The 21,233-nt window shown below is 41.7% G+C and carries 17 protein-coding genes; 5 read left to right on the forward strand and 12 right to left on the reverse strand.

The genetic code is table 11. From position 1 onward, the window contains the following. Position 1: 1 nt before the first annotated feature. From DWZ47_RS10385 to DWZ47_RS10435, 11 genes are all read right to left on the reverse strand, one after another. Positions 2-604, reverse strand: coding sequence for a hypothetical protein (locus DWZ47_RS10385; RefSeq protein ID WP_004318005.1), 603 nt, complete (start codon positions 602-604; stop codon positions 2-4). Continuing rightward, positions 601-837 carry a hypothetical protein gene (locus tag DWZ47_RS10390; RefSeq protein ID WP_008761285.1) on the reverse strand — a complete coding sequence of 79 codons (237 nt, stop codon included), beginning with the start codon at positions 835-837 and terminating at the stop codon, positions 601-603. The genes DWZ47_RS10385 and DWZ47_RS10390 overlap by 4 nt, the downstream gene beginning before the upstream one ends. A gap of 6 nt (positions 838-843) precedes the next feature. Further along, positions 844-1,326 (reverse strand): hypothetical protein, encoded by a 483-nt coding sequence (locus DWZ47_RS10395; RefSeq protein ID WP_117513048.1) that lies wholly within the window; start codon positions 1,324-1,326, stop codon positions 844-846. Between the two features lie 307 nt (positions 1,327-1,633). Further along, positions 1,634-2,884 (reverse strand): RNA-directed DNA polymerase, encoded by a 1,251-nt coding sequence (locus DWZ47_RS10400; protein WP_233525032.1) that lies wholly within the window; start codon positions 2,882-2,884, stop codon positions 1,634-1,636. A gap of 251 nt (positions 2,885-3,135) precedes the next feature. Then, positions 3,136-3,447: a helix-turn-helix domain-containing protein gene (locus tag DWZ47_RS10405; RefSeq protein WP_004317997.1), complete on the reverse strand. Its 312-nt coding sequence runs from the start codon at positions 3,445-3,447 to the stop codon at positions 3,136-3,138. A gap of 4 nt (positions 3,448-3,451) precedes the next feature. Continuing rightward, positions 3,452-3,796, reverse strand: coding sequence for a type II toxin-antitoxin system RelE/ParE family toxin (locus DWZ47_RS10410; RefSeq protein ID WP_008761282.1), 345 nt, complete (start codon positions 3,794-3,796; stop codon positions 3,452-3,454). A 179-nt stretch (positions 3,797-3,975) separates the two neighbouring features. Then, on the reverse strand, positions 3,976-11,904 hold the full coding sequence (locus DWZ47_RS10415) for a hypothetical protein (protein ID WP_117513050.1): 7,929 nt from the start codon (positions 11,902-11,904) through the stop codon (positions 3,976-3,978). Further along, complete coding sequence (locus DWZ47_RS10420) at positions 11,901-12,539, reverse strand: hypothetical protein (protein WP_004317992.1); 639 nt, start codon at positions 12,537-12,539, stop codon at positions 11,901-11,903. The genes DWZ47_RS10415 and DWZ47_RS10420 overlap by 4 nt, the downstream gene beginning before the upstream one ends. 17 nt (positions 12,540-12,556) lie before the next feature. Further along, a complete protein-coding gene (locus DWZ47_RS10425) occupies positions 12,557-13,066 on the reverse strand; it encodes a hypothetical protein (RefSeq protein ID WP_117513052.1) in 510 nt (169 codons plus the stop codon). 77 nt (positions 13,067-13,143) lie between these two features. Further along, positions 13,144-14,598 carry a hypothetical protein gene (locus tag DWZ47_RS10430; protein WP_117513054.1) on the reverse strand — a complete coding sequence of 485 codons (1,455 nt, stop codon included), beginning with the start codon at positions 14,596-14,598 and terminating at the stop codon, positions 13,144-13,146. Between the two features lie 40 nt (positions 14,599-14,638). Continuing rightward, positions 14,639-15,418, reverse strand: coding sequence for a hypothetical protein (locus DWZ47_RS10435; protein WP_073345888.1), 780 nt, complete (start codon positions 15,416-15,418; stop codon positions 14,639-14,641). 154 nt (positions 15,419-15,572) lie between these two features. Between DWZ47_RS10435 and DWZ47_RS10440 the strand changes: the two genes are divergently transcribed. Genes DWZ47_RS10440 through DWZ47_RS10460 form a run of 5 tightly spaced genes read left to right on the forward strand, consistent with a single transcriptional unit; the run spans position 15,573 to position 19,168 of the window. Continuing rightward, positions 15,573-15,986 (forward strand): hypothetical protein, encoded by a 414-nt coding sequence (locus DWZ47_RS10440; RefSeq protein WP_233525033.1) that lies wholly within the window; start codon positions 15,573-15,575, stop codon positions 15,984-15,986. Next, complete coding sequence (locus DWZ47_RS10445) at positions 15,947-16,465, forward strand: rhomboid family intramembrane serine protease (protein ID WP_073345895.1); 519 nt, start codon at positions 15,947-15,949, stop codon at positions 16,463-16,465. Before DWZ47_RS10440 ends, DWZ47_RS10445 begins: the two co-directional genes overlap by 40 nt. After that, the gene (locus DWZ47_RS10450; protein ID WP_073345897.1) at positions 16,458-18,572 is read left to right on the forward strand and encodes a terminase; all 2,115 of its coding nucleotides are present in this window, start codon (positions 16,458-16,460) and stop codon (positions 18,570-18,572) included. The genes DWZ47_RS10445 and DWZ47_RS10450 overlap by 8 nt, the downstream gene beginning before the upstream one ends. Positions 18,573-18,605: 33 nt before the next feature. After that, the gene (locus tag DWZ47_RS10455) at positions 18,606-18,935 is read left to right on the forward strand and encodes a hypothetical protein (RefSeq protein ID WP_073345900.1); all 330 of its coding nucleotides are present in this window, start codon (positions 18,606-18,608) and stop codon (positions 18,933-18,935) included. Further along, entirely contained in the window at positions 18,935-19,168 is a 234-nt protein-coding gene (locus DWZ47_RS10460; RefSeq protein WP_004317974.1) for a hypothetical protein, read from the forward strand. The genes DWZ47_RS10455 and DWZ47_RS10460 overlap by 1 nt, the downstream gene beginning before the upstream one ends. A 46-nt stretch (positions 19,169-19,214) precedes the next feature. Here DWZ47_RS10460 and DWZ47_RS10465 read toward each other — a convergent pair whose 3' ends face one another. Then, entirely contained in the window at positions 19,215-21,185 is a 1,971-nt protein-coding gene (locus DWZ47_RS10465; protein WP_008761277.1) for a hypothetical protein, read from the reverse strand. Between the last annotated feature and the right edge of the window lie 48 nt (positions 21,186-21,233).

Here is a 21,233-nt window from a genome sequence, read left to right on the forward strand (position 1 = left end):
ATTAACTATTTAAGCGTTGATAAAAGTCCGTTTTTATATTGTCGTATGCAAGTTTCACATTAGTATAGGCGCGTGCATTATTTTCTCCATCCTCATTATAGATTTCACTTTCAACTACACTCACCACATCTTCCACCCAATTCTCATTACAATATTCCGACAGAGGTTTTCCATGATATATAAAAGGGTCAAAGCGACTCTTTCGATCATCATGGATTACTTGAAGTGATTTCCGTATTTTGTTTACAGTTGCTTCACGATCAGCTATGTGATTCTCTATTCGAACCCGCTTTATCAACCTACAAACCTGTTCGATACTAAGGTCAAAAGCGAAACCCGTCAAATTCCGGATACGCAGTAAGGTTTCAGGTTGAAGTCTTTCCATTAAGTTTCGTTGCAAACTCACATTGTCTTGTACTGTATCAAGCAATTGATTCAAACACTCCTGTTGTTCCAGAAGGCGGTTTATCATACTCTTAAACCATTTGAATAGTGCTATCATCATAGCTGCTGAAAGCAAAAGAAAAAATGCAGCACTCACAGCCATCATGCCATAGTCACTAATGCCTTTAGCCACCTCCGTTACATGTTGCACTTCCGTCATACGATAGTTCTCACTAATTGTCCTACACACGTTCCGGCCACTGTTAAGCCGAAATCTATCCAGTCCCAATTGCCACCATATGCCTTGTCTTTATACTCCAAAGCACCTGCAGTAAGTACACCTGCATAGGTTGCAGAAAACCAATCAAACGCACAAATACCGATGCCAAATCCCCCAACAAGATGTTTCCACCTGTTGCTTTGTGCAAGCCATTCAATCAATTTTTTCTTCATTCTTGTCTATTTTATATTAAACACTGTCCAATCTACACTGTCTTTTTCTTTCCAACCATTTTGAACAGTTTCTATCACATACAGGCTCATTGCCTGGGAGAATGAGATAAATTCATCTACACTCTCGAAGGTGTAGTAGATGGGAGTACCATCTTCCTGTTCATTGATTTTTAGGGTAAGTGGATATGGAATATTTTTGTTACGTTCTATAGCAGCAAAATTCAATTGATTTTCAGCAGATAGGTATATCGGCTTTTCATTCCATATAAAGCCGTTCACGATCTTCTCCTGCGTGGCAGTATTTATAGTAGAGATAATAAGTTCCTTAACCTCGGAAAGTGTTGGACTGTGGTCAAATGTATGTCGGTACTCCCAACCTCTTTCACTTGCCTCATCATCCTTTCCAAAGCCATAAAATAATGTCCATTTGGTTCGGCCTGTATGTATAAGCCCATCCTGCCGCTGCTTCGTGCCGTAAATCTTTTCCATCTTTATGAATTTTGATTTTCAACAAAAGTAGCGGATGAGATGCGGATTCGTATGTTATCTTTTACCTGTTAGGTGAAATTATATTTTCGTTTACCTCCGTCAAAAACTTCACCTTTAATTATTGTCTCAAACGGAAAACCATCCTCAATGTCACTGACTTGCTCTAAAATTCCCTTCATTTCCGCTGAAGCCGTAAAGAACTTTCCCCATTCTTGTTTAGCAGGATTACGAAATGATACCAAATATCTGTTCTCACCTTCCTTGGTGTCTATACCAGTTTCAAAATCATGTATTTCAATAGGAATGTTTATATATCACTCAATCGTGTTACTTTACCTGGAAAGCGTTTCTTTCCGTCAGCTGGGGTGTATGTTACACCCATTTCTGAAAATTTCTTCATATTCTTTTTTGTAAGTATATAAAATAGATGCTTGCAATCGGCATGGCAAGCCATACCCTTAAATGATCCAATTATTTGTTGTCTACGCTTTCGGGATTTCAACTTAGACAGTTTTCTAGCAGCATTTACTTTTATCCGTTTCCTTAACAGAGTATGGCTACCATAATTTACATACCCAAGAGCATCCATACCAGCAGATATAGGGGCAACTCTCTCACTTGATTTTATCGTAAGCCCCATCTTATCTGCTTCGATGTGCAAGCAGTCACGTAACCTCCACAACTCGCGTTTACTTTCTCCAAGAATAAAAATGTCATCGCAGAATCGAAAGTAATATCTTGCTCCATGCACATCAATCATCCGGTGGTCAATATCATTGTGATAAAGATTACCGAGGAATTGAGACGATCGCAATCCCTTACTGATACCACATTCTCCATCAGGATAGAGTGCCTTCACAAAATTTTCAAGAATGGGCAAAAGAAGAGGATCGCCTACATATCTTTTAATAATAGAAATTAAAGTTTCGTGATTAATACTGTCATAATATCCTTTGTAGTCGCTTTGATAGTAATATTTGAGATTAGGATTTTCTGCCATTGCAGCTTGTATCTGATGAAACAACCCATGCGGTCCACGTCCTTGTATGGAAGCAGCGGTAGTTTCTATCAATAAAGAAGAAAGTCGATTTTCCAACGGTTCCATAATAGCATTACTCCCAATGCGTTCTATGACCGAAGGAGCTTGTACTGTTCTTACTTTCGGGCCGTCTTCAGTAAGAAATGATTTAAGGTTCTTGATACGGAATGTACCATTACCAATTTGGTTTTTCAACATTTCAAATATTTTTCCTTTATTTGTCACATAACGAATCATTCTTGGAGAACATTCGATACCGTCTATGATAGTTTTCGGCATAGACCTGTTCCCATTTCGAGCATCTGCATTTCGTAGATTCGCCATGACACGCTTAAATGAGCGTTCCAAATTTTCGTCTGATATAATTTCCGGTATAAGGTTATATAACGGATAACTGACCAGAGGTATATTTCCGGTCAGTTTAAATAAATCATCAATTTTACAGACCGCCTTCCGGTCTTGTGGGGAGAAGTCAAGCCACTCCCCACATATGGTTAATGTTATGTTCCGGCTTTCCATAAAATATATATATTATATTATTATGCTGTTGCCGAGGTTCTAATCCCTCGGAGAATATCGGTGGTAATCTCGTACCTTATATAGAGTCTCCGATTAGTTTAACCAACAGAATTTCAGCCGCGCCCCGTAGTTCGTGTTCGAGTTCGAAGATGCATTGTTCGCGTTCGCATAAGCGAGACCGCTGTTCGCATTCGAGTTGTTGCCAGACCGCAAAACACAACGGCGCGTGGGATTGTCCACCTTACTATGTTTTAAAGAGTTATACTTCCAAAACCTGCAATACTTAAAGAGGCCTCCATCCCCATTGCTCTGAATACACGCGCAACAGTCGAAAGTGTCAGATTCCTACCACTTTCTATTTTCGACACCTGTGCACGCTGAACACCAATCTTCTGGGCTAGCTCCTCCTGTGTCATATTTTGGGATTTCCGGGCTTTCTTAATAGCTTCACCGATAAGGAACGACTGCAATTCAGCCTCATATTTATCCCTATGTGGTGTCCCGACTTTCCCAATGTGCTTATCCTTAACTTCATCAAGGGTATAAAATTTAATCGTTTCCATATCACTATTTTTTTGAGTTGAAATACAATTTTCTAATAGCTTCCGCTTTGTTAATCTCTTTACTTGGGGTCTTTTGTGTCTTTTTGACGAATCCGTGCGTAGCAATAACCAATGTTTCCGCATCAGTATCCCAAAAAGCCAACAAACGATATTGAATACCTTTATAAAGAGTGCGGAACTCCCAAATATCCGTACCATCCAATTTTTTAAAAAGGTCTTTATCCATATATCCATTGGCAACCTTATCTACATTATAAACAATCTTGTCTTTAATGTCTTGGCGCAAAGTATCAAGAAAGGCATCTGCCTCGCTTGACATTATCACTTTGAATCTTGCTTTCAATTCCATACCTTGTTATTGCATTGCAAAGATACAAAAAATGTTCCATATATAGAACATTTTAAGGCACAAATATTCATGCTGCTCTATAATATATTACCCAACCTACATTAGAAAAAGAGAGAGGGAGCAGTCTCCCGTTGGTCGACTCTCCCTCTGACGCTTTTTTCGCAAGAACGAGTTTCGCTCTATTCAATTATTACGAATTTTCCGCGGAAGGCCAGCCGCGCCCCGTAGAACGTGCTCGAGTGCGAAGATGCATAGTTCGCGCTCGCATAAGCGAGACCGCTGAGCGCATTCGAGTTGTTGCCAGACCGCAAAACACAACGGCCTTTGCTACTATTGATCCAATAACCAGCCGCATAATGAGTAACATACTTACTCGTATCTGCATTATGAACCCTGCTTGGCAAAATATCGCATTTTGCTCCATGTACCAAGCGTACCACACAATTTGCATTGGAAGATTCAACTGATTTCACTGTACGTTCAGTCTTTTTCACAGGATCATAAATATGGGCTATATAATCCGAAGGATACGAACTATCAGTATCAATACATCTTGCTTTGTAGAATGTTTCATAACTTGGGATATTAAATGCAATATAATCCATCCACTCTGAATCACAGCCTACATAATGCTTCAAACCAAGTATAGAATTAAGAGAATTGCCAGCATTACTACTATCTGCCATACCAATGGAATCCAGCTTATTTAAAATAGCGTCATGTCCTCCATTACCGACTACAGATTGTTCGTTGGTTGTTCCGTTTAATGCCCACCAAAGATTACTAATCTCTTTGTGTTGTTCATAATCCTGTAATTGGTAACCTGCACCTCTCAAACGGGAAATATTTTGGAAATCCTTTGCTGTGTAGTTTAGGGTAGCAATCGGCATCTCAATAGGATTACCACTACTATCGTATTTCCATTCACCTGACGTAGTGGACGTACCATTACCTTTCTTTGAGCGTACCTCACCAGAAAGACTTCGTGGCATCTTCAAACCGTCAATAGTAATAGGATAAACACCTACAAGACTGTCATTATCACCTACTGTATGTTCAGTCCATTCCGGCTCAAGAGCCTCAATGCTGGCACTATCCACAGAAAGACACTCAACATTACCAATGTCGCGAAAAGAAGTAAAATAGAACCATTTTGCACCGCTAGGTACATCGCAGAATACACACTCACCTATAGAAAAGTCAAAATACGTATGACTTACGGACATAATGAATATACCAAGTACACAATTACTTTCATCAGTGAATACACCACCTAGTCGCGCATGATTCAATCCCGGCCATTTCACCTGCTTCATACCTTTTACGTCCATCTTATAGCTGTTAGTATTAGAAGCTGTAGATATAACATCCTCACTCATAACCTCACCAATAACAGCATCATTCGCATACACTCCAGTGTTCTCCTTGTACAGAAGTTCAGAAAGTTTAGCCTTCTTGCTGTGTAATGCAGTCGAAATAGGCTCGTTTTCCGTAACAGAAGTAATAAAATACTTCACTTGGTTCTTATAATCATTTACGCCCTTATACCAATAGTGAGGAGCATGCCAAAATATATCAAAACCCTCCCCTGCCGTATCTGCAACATCAAAGCTACTACCATCTTTCAGATAATTAAAGTCTGTATCACTCAACTGTACACCTTCCATTTGATTCTTCTTCGTGTTGAACGAGCATTTAAAAGCATGGCAACCTTTCTTTATAGCAAGAGTATGCCCACTAGGAATATATGTGTTATCGTAGTCTTCACCTGTCTTGTTTTCAGGATTGCTGTACTTCTCACATGAATCGTTATCCACAACATCATTGATTTTCACAATAGAAAATTGCGAATTATGAAGCTCTAACTGTGGAAAATATGCAGTAAGGACATTTACTTCACTCTCTTCTACAAGTTCACTCAATATCCAACGTCCTGTAATACCACTACATTGTCCACTCTCATCGTATGCGTTCCCGTTTGCATCAAGCCCAATTGCTCCACTATCCTTTATAGAACGTAACAAATCAACACTAGCAGTTGCATTTACATTAGGAATACGTACAGTTCTGATCGCACTCGCATTAATTATCTGCTCTAAAAGTGTCATAGCATCCACATACGGACATTCATTTACGAATATCTTTGCTACCTTGCCTACACCTCCTAGCGTAAGTCCTCCGGGATAGGTCAGGTTTGGCAGATTGTTCAATACAAGTTCCGTCATCGTATCGGGCAGCGTCAATGTACTAATGGGAGCAGTTTCTGCAAGGTTTATGGTCGATAACCCTGTGCCATCCGCATATACTTTCTCCAAACGTGGACACTTCGATGCGTTAACGCTCAATAGTTCCGTATGCCGCACATCGAATACCCGCAAGAACGGCATATCGCCCAAATCAAGATTGGTCATATAGCCAGTGTTACCAGGCGACATCGTCCAATCTCCGTGCGTGTTGCTACCAAGGAAAAGTTCCTGCAACAACACCATCTTCGACAATGTATTACCGAATTGAGGGTCAATGCTGATTTCACTCAAGTCAATCATACTCATACGGTCGGCTTGATAGATGTAGAGCATGATGTTCTCGCCATGTTGGAAATTACTGAACACACCCTCTTCTCCTGCTTTCAGATAGATGCCCTGCGTGATGTTTCCACTGTCGTTACCAATTCCGAAGTAGCCTGTCTTTGCAGCCTTAAAACGAATAACCGCCCCCTCTTTCGCACCGATACGACCGCCTATATAACCGCTCTCTGCTTTGAAGTCGCCACAACGGTAGTAACCGTCGCGGATTCTCCAACGTTGTTCGATGAACGCCGGTAAAGAAGTAAGTCCCAATCCCTGCAAAGCATAGAAATAAATATCGCTGTATCCGGTGTATTTGATGTACTTACGCTCTCCATCGTAACTTGACACCACTTTTGGCCACTTCTTCAATATTTCCGTAACGAAGTAATGGAGCGCACCTTTCGGAGAGAATGGCCCCGAACCAATGCCGAGTGTGTCCGGAAGTGAACGCATGGTGTCAGCGATAGCCGAAAGCGTAATGGTGTTACCGTTTTGATCCACCTCCATAGTCTGCTGTCCGCGTATGTCGTTCCACAACACGCTGCCTCGTCCTGCGTACGCGCTACTCGTCAAGTCGCCAGGGTCAACCTCCGGATCAATGGTCTGGCCACCGTCATTGTCCTTGCCGTTACAGGTATCACAATCATACACCTTGTTGCAGTACATTCTTCTGGCTTCCATACCGTTTGCTCCACTATATACTCCGTCTTTCACGCTGCAACCGTCCTCCAAGAACCACATAGGTTGCATATTCTTCGCCTGTTGGTCAACGGCGGCAAGGTAGTCCGTAAAGAGATAGTACGACACAAGGCTATACGGATTTATGTACTTCCACATCTTCGTTTTCCAAATCTCTTTCCAAGTGTCTTTAAGTTCCTCCTTGGCATAGTCGCAACTGTCGCAGAACACCAACACATTAAACAAGTCGCAAGGCACTTTGCGTCCCATAGCCAAATCTATTTGCAGTTGGTCATCGTCTATCATACACTCAAAGTAGCGTGTCCACATCGGATAGGTCGGTTGTCCGAGTTTCAGTTTTGTTACCCACGATGATTCTGCCGTGGTCGGTTCCATCATGTCATCAATGCTTCCCACTCCCTGCCACCAGTTCATGGCATCATAAGTCAGCAGTTCATAACCGCTTACAGGATTCAACACCTTACCTGTTATCTGCCACTTGCCATCTACCTGCTTCATTTCTCCGCTTTGTGCAGTCCAAGCACCGCTCTCGTATGCCATAAAGCGGTAGTTCTCGCCACAATAAAGGGAGAGCATATAGAGTTTACTTTTGTCTGTGGTACTATCGCTCTTGAAGCGTGATTCAATTTCATCAAGGGTTTCGTCTCTTCTGCCGAAGTATTCGATGAAGTCGCCATAGTTCAAACACCCTTTGTTGTAGCCGGGTGTGTCTTTGAAACCGAGTGCCACCTGCTCGCCTTTATCCTCTTTCCAATTACCTTTGGCATGAAACCAAGCATCGGTAAGACTTTCCATAGTCGAACGAAATGCGGCAATCGGGTGGTTGGCAGTCGAATGGTTCATCGTCAATCCGCTCAATGAGATGTCTCCTTTTACCCATGTTCCGTCAAAGGCACGTTGCGCCGGAGTCAGATAGTTGCTGCCAAGGGCACGATATGTAGCGTTCATAAGGTTACAAACTCCGCAGTCATTGGCATTGCTACTATCGGAGTAATCCACCTTTACTGTGATGATTTTCACAGGTATAGAATTCTCGCCTACACGTACATAGCCTAATTTCATCAGGTCATACGAAACCTTTGCATCTTCGTTGGTATATTCCGGATAGATAGGAGAAACTTCCCAACCGTCATTCTTCTGAAGATAGAAACGGTCATTCTTGATAGGGCGCTTCGCCGATGTCGTTCCCTGTCTGCGCCATTGCACATTGATAGCCTTGAAGCTGCGCCAAGGTCGTTTGGGATCATAGTAGAATAGTGTGCATTTGAACTTCTTGCTCGTGTCAATATCTCCGTCAAAGGTGTCAAAAGTCTGCTGATCATTCACAACTACATAGTAAGGGATACCTTTGGCGGCAAGAGATTCAAGAGTCGGACGGTTTTGTGTATCAAGCAAATTCTCCCTCTCATATTCATCAATCATCGCCGTTGTGTCGGTCAGTTTGCACAAGTAATTTCTAAATGCCTGTGCCCACTCGTAGTAACTGTTGTAGGCAAGGATGTAATAAAGGTATAGGTCTCCCTCTGTTCCGTCAAAAGTGACAGTCTTTGAGTTGAGAATAGCTCCGCTATTACTGATATATCCTATACAGCCCACCTCTTCACCATCCAAATACAGCTTCATGCATGAATAGTTGCTGCCACCACGGGTTACAAAGATAGTTGAAGGCTCTACAACGATAGCCATAGTGTGCTTTTCTCCGTTCTTAAAAGAGCGTTCTACCAATGCCGGCTGACCTGTTTTGCAGAAAATAGCAACCTTGTTTCCGCATACATAGAATCCGGCACCGCTGTCGGCATCGTAACACTCTATGAGTTTTGAGCTGGCTTCCTTGATATTCTTGGTCGCAAAAGCGAATTGGAAAGCACAACCACTAGCACTTTCTACGGACGGATTTCCGAAAGGACGGTAATCCAATATCTCGGCTGTTACATTCTCGGCAATGCGCAAAGAGCGTTCGTTCAGATAGTCTATAAATCCATTGCTTGACCAGTTCGCACCTTTGATTTCCATCTTTACCCCATTGTTGATAATGGTGTGGTCACTTTCACTGTTGCTTCGTGTGGAGAAGTCATACCCAAACAAAGCACCGTCCTTGATGGCAATGTCAATGGCACTTCCTTTAACCGTCACTTCTATTTCATTGGTGCTGACACTTCCACTTTCAGCGTGTACAGTAATACTTTGGCTTCCGTCCGCCTTATAGCCGCTTATCTGCTTGTTCACGGTAATCGTTTCAGCAATCATGGCATCAACAGAAGTAACCTTTTCTTCATCATAGAAGACATCAATATGCGTTTCTGTCTTGCCAGGTGTATAGGCAGCTACTTCTACGGTCAGATTGTCATACAGACGCAATGTACCATTGTTCTTGTCATTGAAACGGAGGGCGACAATAGGTGTGCTATTATTCTCGTCTATGCACATAAGGGCTGAATAGATGGTATTGCCTTTTACCCCCGACTTGCTTTCCGTACCGAAGATACGCACAGGATATGCACCATGCGAGAGCCGTTCACCACCACCAAACACATCGTTCGGATTTACGGATATACTCTTGGTATAACTGTCGCTTACCATTGCTTCACCGAGTTTCTTCCATTCTCCGTTGTAGTACATTTCCACGGTCACAAGTATGGATGATGTGTTATTGGGAAATTTATAAAACTGTCCGATGTTCTTGGCGGATCCACCTACGGTAAGAACAGTGTCACTTGTGTAATTCAATGCCATAGGCTGCTCCACGGTGATGTCCACGGCTACTACTGTAATGGCTTTCTTCTTAGTATTTCCGTCAGCATCTGTAGCTTGCACAAAGAAACTCTTGCTCGCCGCTCCGCTGAAATAGCCAGTAAAGTCAAGTTCAAACTTGTAGTCTGTGGCACTTGCAGAACCTACGATATTCATGTCCTCGCTAAATAGGGTTAGTCCCGTACTTGCGTCAATTATGCTCACATTACGGATAACGCCAAGTGTTTCTACACCTCCCGGATAACTCACACTACGTAGGGCCACATTAATTTTTATGTCAGAACCGAACGCTACAATGGGAGCGACATCCTCAAAATAAATGGATAGGGTGCTGTCCTCGCTGGAACCGCCTCCACCTCCGTTCTTAGGTATTTTCAGTATCACATCTTCTATTTGTCCACCATTCAGGTTCACGGCTTTGTAGTAGATATAATCCTCATCGCTTTCCTCGTCAAAACCAGCGATTGCTTTTTCCTGCATCGCGTAAGCACCGCCTGTTGAAAGTGCATCTTTTCCTCCCTCTGCTGGAGTGTCCGATGTTTCCACCTTGCCACCTCCGTTTCCAAAGGCTACCCACGGCTTCAAATCATCCGGGTTTACATCGCTTACTTCTCGTGTAAATTGATAGGCAAGCCATACAGGTGCACCGTTGGTGTCGCTCTCTGCGGTCTTGAATGTCACTACAATACCGCTCTTAATGTATGCCACTCCGCTCTCTTGCTCAAGGTCAATAATGGCTTTTATGGCGGTGGATAGCGTATATTCCACATCTTTGCACAGGGCGTTTACATTGATTGTGTTACCAACGCTTTCTCCATTGGAAGCTCCGAAGTCCGTCCAATTGCTTTCCTTATTCCAATCATCAATGATAACCCATTGTTTGGACTGCCAACCTGCTTCAGTCTGAAAGGTAAGCACAACACCTGGTATTTGCAAAGATTCAGCATATTCGGATGTCGCACATCTATCAAGAGCCACCGAGAATGTTATCTTACGATTAGTAAGCCCAAAGAGTTGGTTCACATTTACTACGCTTCGTGCTACTATCTGTTTGTAATGGGACAACAATACGTTCTTGTTTTCCGTAATATCTTCATTGGCTTGTAGCATTTTCTGCTTCAAATCCGCACCCTCATCGCCCGGAAATGCGGTCGAACTTGTATAGCCAAGGGCGAGGTCTGAACCAATGATAACAAGTGCCGAACCGCTCCAACGATAAGTCTTGTTTGTAATTGTGTCAGAATACACCTTATCCGAAACAGGAGTTATCCCGTCAATAGTTTCATTTCCAAACAATTCAGAATCCAGCCAGTTGTTGTAATATACACCGTCATAGAAAAGAACAAGCGAATCGGTGTCCTTGTGGTAGTAAATCTTACATCCATCATCCGTTGAACTTTTCCCGATAGACGATGGTTGAACAACCACTTTTTCCACGAAACCGTCGAAATCTTTCACATCATCCATAGAAGCCGGTAAATAACGGCTAGGTACTTTACCATACTCATTAAGAGGTGCAATACCACCATTTTCTCCTTTCGTTCCCTTAAAGTCATTCAATTGGTTTCCTACCTCATTCGCTTTGGCACTTGCTTTGTTGGCGGTGTCTTTGGTTGTGTTTACCTGTTCCTGCAAAGAATTGACACTATTCCCAAGTGTAGTAAGACTAGTATCTTGCGAGCTATTTTTATCCTCAATATCCGATACATCATCTTGCAATTTAGTAATGTCTTCTTGTAGTTTTTCAACAGCTTCGTTAAATTTACCACTGTCTATGGATGGATTGCCACCTGTCTGTCCGGTTGCAACCCACTCACCTCCATCACCCACGTATATAGGAGCAGGTAAAGAAAGCCCAACAAGTGCCCACCAACCGTCATGCGGGAACGGGTAAGCCGCTTTCAATTTCTCAATGGTAGTAAAGAGTCCTTTGTTAGCTGCCTTTATATTTTTTGCCTCAATCCACCCCTCTATTTTTACGTTTCCTTTTAAATGGGTTTTACCTTGGACGGTAACATCTCCACCTACTGCCGCATTACGACTGACGGAAACATCACCGTCTATCTGTGTTGATTTTATCGAACTCATATTAATACTGATTTAGCTAATTCGTTCAATGCAGAGCTTTTCTCCACATCGCCGAACGTTGTTAATACTAATGCGGCAATAGTATACACCACCGCGTCATAACATCGCTGACAAATCTCTATCGCACCGTATTTGTCTATCTTGGGATAAGGAAGATAAACCGCACGACTGACCGTTGCATCCTGACTTTTACAAGAATAAAACTCTAATACTCTCCCCTCTGGTCGTATAGAAATAGCACATACAGGACGTTGTGTAGTGCCACGTATTCCTTTGAACCGGGAAGATTGCTTCTCGTATTCAGGATCGTCGACATTTATAGGGTAGAATACTGCACGCTCCCAATCGCTCATCTGGAAAACAACAAAACGCATAAAATCCTCCGGCAATAACACCCAGCCACTTTCACATTTCTGCCAATACACCTCATCTCCGAAGTTATGTCCTCCATCGAGTAGATAAGGAGGTGCAGAACTGTGCACACGTTTTACAGCCTCAATAATCTTTGATTTAATGATGTCGTTTAATGCAAGCGTGTCTACATCACCAATTTCTTTCAATACATCACTCGTTGTGTTTTGGTCAAGTGCTATACGAACATCTCCAGCTATCTCGTCAAGATGATATACCGTCATACGCTATTACTTTATTATTACAATCCTTCGAACTCTATTCCATGAGCTGCTGCTTGTTCCAGAATGGCTTTAGTAGAACGCATAGAAGTACGACTGATACCGAATTTGTCAGCAAGATAATCCTTAGCAGCTGCAATATCACTCACTTTGACCTTGCAAACAGTTTCATCATCCCCTGCCCCTGCGTTATCTTCCGTCTCTCCATTTTGCTCAACGTTCTCGTTGTTATCCAATTCAGTTTTGTCTACATTCTCAGCAGCCGGAATTTCTTTCTGATTCTTTAAAGAAGTAACCTTTTGTTTGTCTGTCACCTTTCTTTCAGCACTTTGCTCCTGTGAAGTTTGGAGTCTAAACAACTTTCCAAAGTTGTAATGTCTCTCTATTGACCTTTGTAAGATTTCATTATCTGTGGTAAACACACTACTACCATTTGACAAAGGAGTAAACGTTATATGAAAATTCTTTTTGCTTGGAAGCACAACATTAATACTAATATTGGTGTTCGCCATGTAAGTTTTAATAGTCATATTGTCGAATGAATTAAAAAGGGGATAGGACTTCTATCCCATCCCCCGATTAATAATTTGATTTATTTATACTCTAATTAAGCAGCTTCTGAACCACTATCTTCTACTGTTGCAGGTGCCTTTGCAAGTCTCATACGCGCATGTGCCTTTGCATAACGCAGATATAAGCAACTTACTTCCTGAATCACTACTGCATCGGTACGACGAATACCCGCTTTCTTCAAGTCAAGCACATTGCGTGCCCAAGACACGTGGGTTTTCTTGGAAAGGTATTCCGGATCCATGGCAAAACCGCAATCACTCATACCATTCACATCAAATAATTCATGATGAATGGTAAGAACTTCTCCGAAGTCAGTATCCCAAGATTTAAATTTCAAGTTCCAAACCTCAACGGTATCTTTCAAACGAAATTTCTCACTCTTAATCTTGGAGAATGCCGAAAGCATATCACTTCCGCAGAATAAAATCTTACGCTTATTACCGATACCAGTACCGACAAAAAGGTCTTTGGTTATATCCACGAGATTTTCATCAGTAATCTCGGCACAGTTCTTTTCGCTGTTCCATTCACCAACCTCGATATCCTTTCCTGCCATCCACCAGATTCCCCCTGTAAACCAGGTATTCATACCGTCCTTGGCAACATGTTTGATAACCTGTTTAACGCCAAACAAGTAGGTATTCTCCATGGCAAGGCGCATATCATATACGCCATCTTCTTCAATATCGGAAAAGTTCCAATTCACTTCTTTGGCAGCAATCTTGTCAAAGGTAGACTGTTCTACCTGTATCATGAAGTTCTGACAGTACTGTGTTTCCGGCATAGGAATATTGTTGAAACGCCCAGTCTGCACATCCAGTTCACCACAGGCCTTTCCCATACGGACAAGGGTTGTTCCTTGCGGAATCTCTGGTAAAAGAATGGGTTGCTTGCTTGAATCATCCATTTTCCCATTTACTGCATAGACTGTCGGCAAATTAGTTGAACTATCCTTTCCACACACACAAAGTTCAAGGTCAGGAACATTGCTGTCACTTTCTGAATATGCAGTCCCATCCGGTTTAGTAATAGCACTTACACCTACCACACGGATAGTGTCATCCAATGTGAACATATTCAGATCGCTCACTGGCAAAGAAACACTTGCACCACCCGTCATTGCTTCCAATTTTTTATTAGTACTACACTTTATTTCGCGTGTACCCACACTATAGTACTTCACCTCAAAAGAATTAGTACTACTTGATTTCGCATAACGACTAATTTGATCAATAGGTGTCGCCATCGGACGAATTTTCACAATGCGCTTATCTACATCGCTTAAGTAAAAATTCGGGTCTCCATTTTCACGACCACCGGTTTCTGTGGCAATACCATCTGTTCCACCCGTACCGTCTGCACCGGCTGTCACTTTACCTGCATCTGGCAGGTTTGATGCGTCAGCCATCATGACACCGCTTGATGCACTCGTCACAAACGCTAATATCATTAGCGTAATGCGACAAAAGAAATTCATTACTTTCTTCATTGCTTGAAATTTTAATTGTTAATAAATGAATTGTGTATCTTTATTTGTTTATTGACCTACGTTTTTCGCCTCCACGTTCCCAAATATTTTGTGCACCATCATATCGACTTATTGCACCAAGATCTGGCATTTGCCGTGAGTCTGCATTACCACCTCCATTCTTTCCTGCAAGATTAGCAGTACCGTCACTCTTGCTCCCTTTGCGTAGTTTTTCCTCAATCTTACTATTACGTCCTTTCACTTCTCCCTCATGACTGGCTGTTTCTACATCGCTATCATGTTTGATAGCCTTGATAGCCATTTGAATACTATCACGAGTGAATTTACCAAGAAGTCCGTCCTTCATAATTCCAATCAGAAACTCCATTGCTTGATCTATTTCATCATCAGAAATACCTTCCTCCTGCTGCATTTGTTCAAGAGTAGAAAGAGTTGCATTAATGTTCTGCTGATACTGTTCTTCAAACTCCTTCTCTTTGGCTATTCGTTCCGCATACTCTTTGTTGGCAGCAGCAAGAGCTTCTTGCTTCTCCGGGTCTTCAAGTGCAGCTTTAAAATCATCACCAAATTTGCGTATCATACCGATGATTGGATCCTCCCCTTTACGCCAATCAGTGAGAAATGCTGCACTACGTGGATTACTCGCAAAAAGATCGGAAAGTGCTTTTTCCCGTTCTTTATAGCCAGACAATTCTTTGTCCAAACCGTCGTATTCGTCGTTAATTTGAGCGAATAATGCCTCGTCGTCGGCAAACTCTTTATCGGGATACTTTGCTTTCAATCGATCTGTGTATCGCTCGCGATTGCTCTTAACTTCCATATTATTAGGTATAATGTGAGAAAAATAAATTTTAGTCTTTATCTACAAAGCAAAAATAGCGAGGGAAAGAAGGATTCCACGTTTATCTTTTTACGCTCCAATCTATAACTTTGGAACATAGATAAATAGAAAAATGAAGCATAAAGGCGCTATAATGGAATACTCAAAGGAACGTATGGACGATTTAATGAGAGCATACGATGAATACATTTCATCATGCGACTATATCCGTATGTCCGAGGTATACAAAATAATAGTCAATATGCCCTCTCGCCGCTTTTGGGTTAGTGATATACGTGCTGCATTGATTATTTCTGCAATGATGAGAGGTAAAACAGATTTGAGCACAATGTGCCCATTGAAAAAAGAGATGTATGAAGAAATTTATAATCGGGTATTTAAGCTTCAAAAAGAATATCCTGAATTAACTATTTCCGAACTGTGCGCCAAAGTTATTGCACAACCTGCTCCTAAATTCTACCTTACGCCAGGCAGTGCAAAAGTAATGGTATGTAAAGCAAGAAAACAATGGATACAAGAAAAATGGAAAAGATTACGGCTCTTGTAATTTCTACTATTGTTGTAGGTTTGTCATTTTTCAAAGTATGGGATTGGCAAACTGTAGGCATTTACGCAGGAAGTGATATTGCCGGACGTGTATTGTACCCATTTTTTCACGCAAACATTCTGCACGCTTCCCTTAATTCATGGTGTTTGCTTTCAATGGTTTTTATTTATGACATTGGAATATGGCGGTTAGTACTAGCTTACATAATTGCTGTTACGATTCCAGTTGACACTATTGAGTGTTTTATTGGTGAAATGACATCACCAACAGTAGGATTATCGGGAATAGTATTTGTTTTATTTGGCTCAATCTCGTTTGAAGTATTACGCAAACAATATTACCAGTTGTGGATGATACTCTATCTTACTGCAGGTTTCTTATTTCCACACACCAATGCAATATTACACCTATGGTGTTATATGTTAGGTTTCCTTGTGGCTCTGCTTAACAAGCCGATAATAAAAAAGTCACATGATTAAAGGTAATATAAACATAAAAGCCATTACCAATATACTAATAGAGAATGAACGCCGTAATTCAATTATTTATGCAAAATTTAATCCTATTACCGGCGAAGGTTCTGTAGGGGGACGTGTCAAATGTACCATTAGTGATTTTCCTATACGCAATCAATGGCTACCAAAGCGTGTAATGAAAATACCGCTTGTACGTCAACTTGTGGAAGCAGGTTCTATTGCCAAATTCCTTACGGATTACATGGGAGTAGAAGACAATCCGGATGATCGGCTGAAAGTTATAGAGCAATTTGTACGCATACGTAGCCGCGAGGACTTTCCATTTTGGGCAGCTACATTCGTTTATATCAAGAATAAAGGTGGTGGAGAAGATGTATTGTTCCGTCTTACAAGACCGCAACGTCGCTTTGTGGAACGGCTCGAAAAATTACGTATTGCAGGAAAGCCAATACGTATTATTCTACTAAAGGCGCGACAATGGGGCGGCTCTACCACTTCACAGCTTTATATGGCATGGTTGCAACTCCTTCACAAAATAGGACTGAATTCACTCATAATAGCACATCAAGGTGCAGGTTCCGATGAAATCAAAGATATGTTCGACAGGATGATTAAAAAATATCCAGTCGAAATGCTTCACAAGATTGATGAGCTTTACAATGAGAATGAGCCGAAACTTGTAGGAGTGGGTAAATCGGGTAGCATATACCGTGTTCCTCAACGAAACTGTAAAATTAAAATTGGTACAGCGGAACGCCCGGATAGTTGCCGAGGTGGAGATTATAACCTTGTACATCTTTCAGAAGTAGGAATATGGAAAGCAACGGAAGGTAAGAAACCAGAAGATATTGTGCGGTCGGCCTGTTCGGGTATTCTCCTAAAACCATACACTATGATTGTCTATGAGAGTACAGCGAATGGTACAGGAAATTTCTTTCACAGGGAATATACCGCAGCAAAGAAAGGGGATTCCCAGTTCGAAGCCATGTTCGTATCATGGTTCGACATAGAACAATACACGCTAGCTTTCAATTCGGATAAAGAAAAACAAGGTTTTGCAGAATGGCTCTATAAAAACCGTAACAATGAAAATACTAGTTCCGAACGTGAAGAATGCGGTAAGTATCTTTGGTGGTTATGGGAGAAAGGGGCTACGCTCGAAGCTATCAACTGGTATATAGCCGAACGTAGGAAGTATAATGACCATGGACAAATGGCTGCCGAATTTCCGTCCGACGATATTGAAGCCTTTGTTCATTCAGGAGCGCGTGTGTTTGACAAATACAAGGTGGACGCAATGCGTGGTACCTGCAAGAAGCCTAAATATGTCGGCGAAGTCTACGCCGATGCAGACGAAGGCAAGAACGCTTTGCAGAACTTGCGTTTTGTGGAAGACAAACAGGGGTTGTTACATATTTGGGAACTGCCTGAAATAGATGAAAAGGAAGTTGTCACAGACCGCTACCTCACTGTTGTCGATGTGGGAGGCCGTTCCAATAAAGCCGACTTCTCTGTCATTGTCGTGTTCGATCGTCTATTCATGATTGATGGCGACAGGCCAGTCGTGGTTGCCCAATGGTATGGACATTGCGACATCGACCAGCTTGCGTGGAAAGCGGCACAAATAGCAGCGTTTTATGACAATTCGCTTTTGGTGATAGAAAGCAACACGTTGGAAACTCATGATAAGGAGCGGCAAGTGGATGGTGACCAATCCGGATTTATTCTTAACCAAATAAAGGATATATATCCCAACCTGTATGCACGCAAACAATCAGAAGAAGATGTACGCGAGGGATTACCTACAAAATACGGTTTTCATACCAACATTTCCACTAAACCGATGATTATATCAACATTAGTCAAAGTTATTCGTGAAAACCTGTACACAGAACGTGATGAACGTTGTTTGGATGAATATCTGTGTTATGAGAAAAAGCCGAACGGCGCTTTTGGCGCAATTACCGGTAAGCATGATGACTTATTAATGACAAGGGCTATCGGACTGCATATCTGCTTCTTTGAAATGGATACTCCCAAAATTGTACCTCGTGTTGGCCGATTTACTGTTAAAAGAAGAAAGAAAGCTGTTTCGGCAGCAACAATATAAAATTAAACATTTAATTTAATAAACTAATAAACAATGAACATTATCAGAAAATTACGTGCATCAATCCGTTTAAATGAAGCGGTAGTGAAAGCAGACAAAGCACATGAGGAAACAGGTGAACGTTATTACGTTATGCCCAATGGAAAGAGTGGTAAACTCATCATTATGGATAGATTCAACTTCCGCAAACTGAAACAGAAAGGTTATTTATCTCGTTCAACATTCGTGAATGATTTGGAGCGTGAGTGTTTCTATTGTACTCCTTATAAAAATGGAAGCGGCGCATTACCTGAATTAATTGTGAAACTCAAGCGCAAAGAATATTTCACTTACCTTGATTCACTCAAAAAAAGAAAAAAGTAATGGGAAGTAGATATGATGCAAAACAGGGGATAGACGGCATTGTCACACTTACTAATGACCCTCTAGCTATTGACAATATCCGAAAAATAAAAGCTGGCGACCGAGTTGTGTGTAATGACGATGGAAATTCAGGAACAGTATTAGCAGTAGACGATGATAATTACGGTTGTACAGTACTATTCGATGATACATTAGAAACATGGATAGAATGCGACCAATTGTCCAAAGAGTAATTTTCTAAACGGCGAATAGAGCGGGGTTCTATTCGCCGTTTAGAATTTAGCCTTGCATTGCCCCATGCAACTGATTTACAGCTTCCATATTTGCATTTTGTTGCGCTTGTTGGAGTAATTGAGGTGAAAGCCCGTCAGGAACTCTCCCCTGTGCGAGTTGTTCCTTTTGGCTCTTGATACTCTGTAATAGTTCATCGGCAAACGGGAAATCTCCATGTTCAAGCAACTGCTCTACGCTGATCGCTTGGGACTGGTACAACTGCATTAGCATATCATTAGCAAGATGCCTGTATGCCGGTGTTGAAGTACTTTCAGTAATGCTTAAGTCAAATTCTACATCCCGGATTTTCTTCGGGTCATATTCAATTTGTGCACCACTCCTACCAGCAATATTGAACACACGTTTCGTATCATAAAACTGCTGCATGTTCTTCACATCTTTGTATGCCCCGTCCACAACAAAGCAACTAAAACACTCAAGCAAATCTAGTAGTGATTTTGTAGCATTCTCTGTCTGTTGATTGTAATGTGATGCACTTTCCCCCGAATATCCCGGCTTTCCCTGCAATGCACCAGTTACCCCCGAAATATCCTCAAAGAATTTCAATTGCATATTCAGTAGTTCGGCAATACCTATGTTCGTGGAGTTGTTGGCTACCTGTTCCGGTACCTTGCCACTTTTGCTTGGTCTGTACACAATGACACCATTGAACTCCGTCCAGCTCTCTGCAATATCGTCAATGCTCACACCATCAGGCAAAGAATCTTCCGGCATCATCAATACACCTTTTGCGCTTGCCCTCATAATCCAGTCATAAAGCGTTATCAATCGATTGGTGTATCGTTGCTGGTCTATCACATCCGCCACGAATGAGTGTATTTCACCATCAATAAACGGATAAGCTTTGAAAACGTATGGATGACTGCCATGTTCGTAGGGCGTCTCCCCTTCCCTCAATATATCACCGAATGGAGATAGATAATAGAAATACCAGTAATCATCTACAAACCAAGTAGCTTTTATCAACGGTACTTCTTCTTCAGGCATACCCACCTCCTTGGCCATACGCATACGTTCTTCGTTTTCGGCAAGTACTACTTGTGCATAATCTTCCTCATCTATCTTGAAAATGTCACCATTTTGGTAATCATGACAACGGTATCTCGGCTTCTGTTCCTTACGCCATATTTCTATTACCCTGCATCTTCCCGGCTCACTGGTAAAGAGAAAATCATAATTTTCTAACCGACTATACCCAAATCGCTCTGCGTAAGTGGCTATATAATCCTTTCTTGCAGCCCACTTATAAATATCACGAAGCTCACGATATTCTTGCGGACTGGAAGCAAATTGCTCACACAGTTGCCCAAAAGATATATCATGTACTTCTCCAAGCACGGACACATCCCAACCTCTAAAATCCCTCATATTGTTATCAATGAAGAAATTGTTCGGCTGTACATAATCCGTCCAGCAATCTTCTTTACCATTACGCCAACCATATGATTTACGATGAACAATAAAGCCACTGATTAGAAATTCTTCCATACTTCGAGCGTACACATCGGGCATTCGGTTGAGTTGCATATTGCATTGTAATATAGTACTCATTGTTTCACCGAGCTTCTGTTCATCTCTATCACGTGCTGTACAAGTAGGTTCTTTACTTTGGCTGCGGTACACCCCCAATACACTGCGTACAAGCCGACGAATAAGATTATTTTTCAATGGCACATTACCTTGGCTCTTGATATATTCTTCTTCAGTCATGGATTTACCATCAACACAAATCATATCATCCCATTGAAAACCATAAGTATAGCGTTTATTGCGTTCCCGGTCTTTTCGAAAGTCCTCCATCTGATTCCAATAGTACTGCGCTTCCATTAGAATATCAAATGCTCTGCGACCACCATACCGCTTTGCAGAAGCAACGGTATCAATTTCAGATAGCTCATTCCGTTTCGGCGCAATTCGGCTCATTGGTAACAATTTTCCTTTGCCTTTATTATGCATATTTTCGTTGTTTAATGATTGCTTAGAGTACAAAAGTAGTACCCAAAG

The organism is Bacteroides sp. AF32-8BH, assembly GCF_003435205.1.
In the GTDB taxonomy this organism is placed as follows: Bacteria; Bacteroidota; Bacteroidia; order Bacteroidales; family Bacteroidaceae; genus Bacteroides; species Bacteroides ovatus.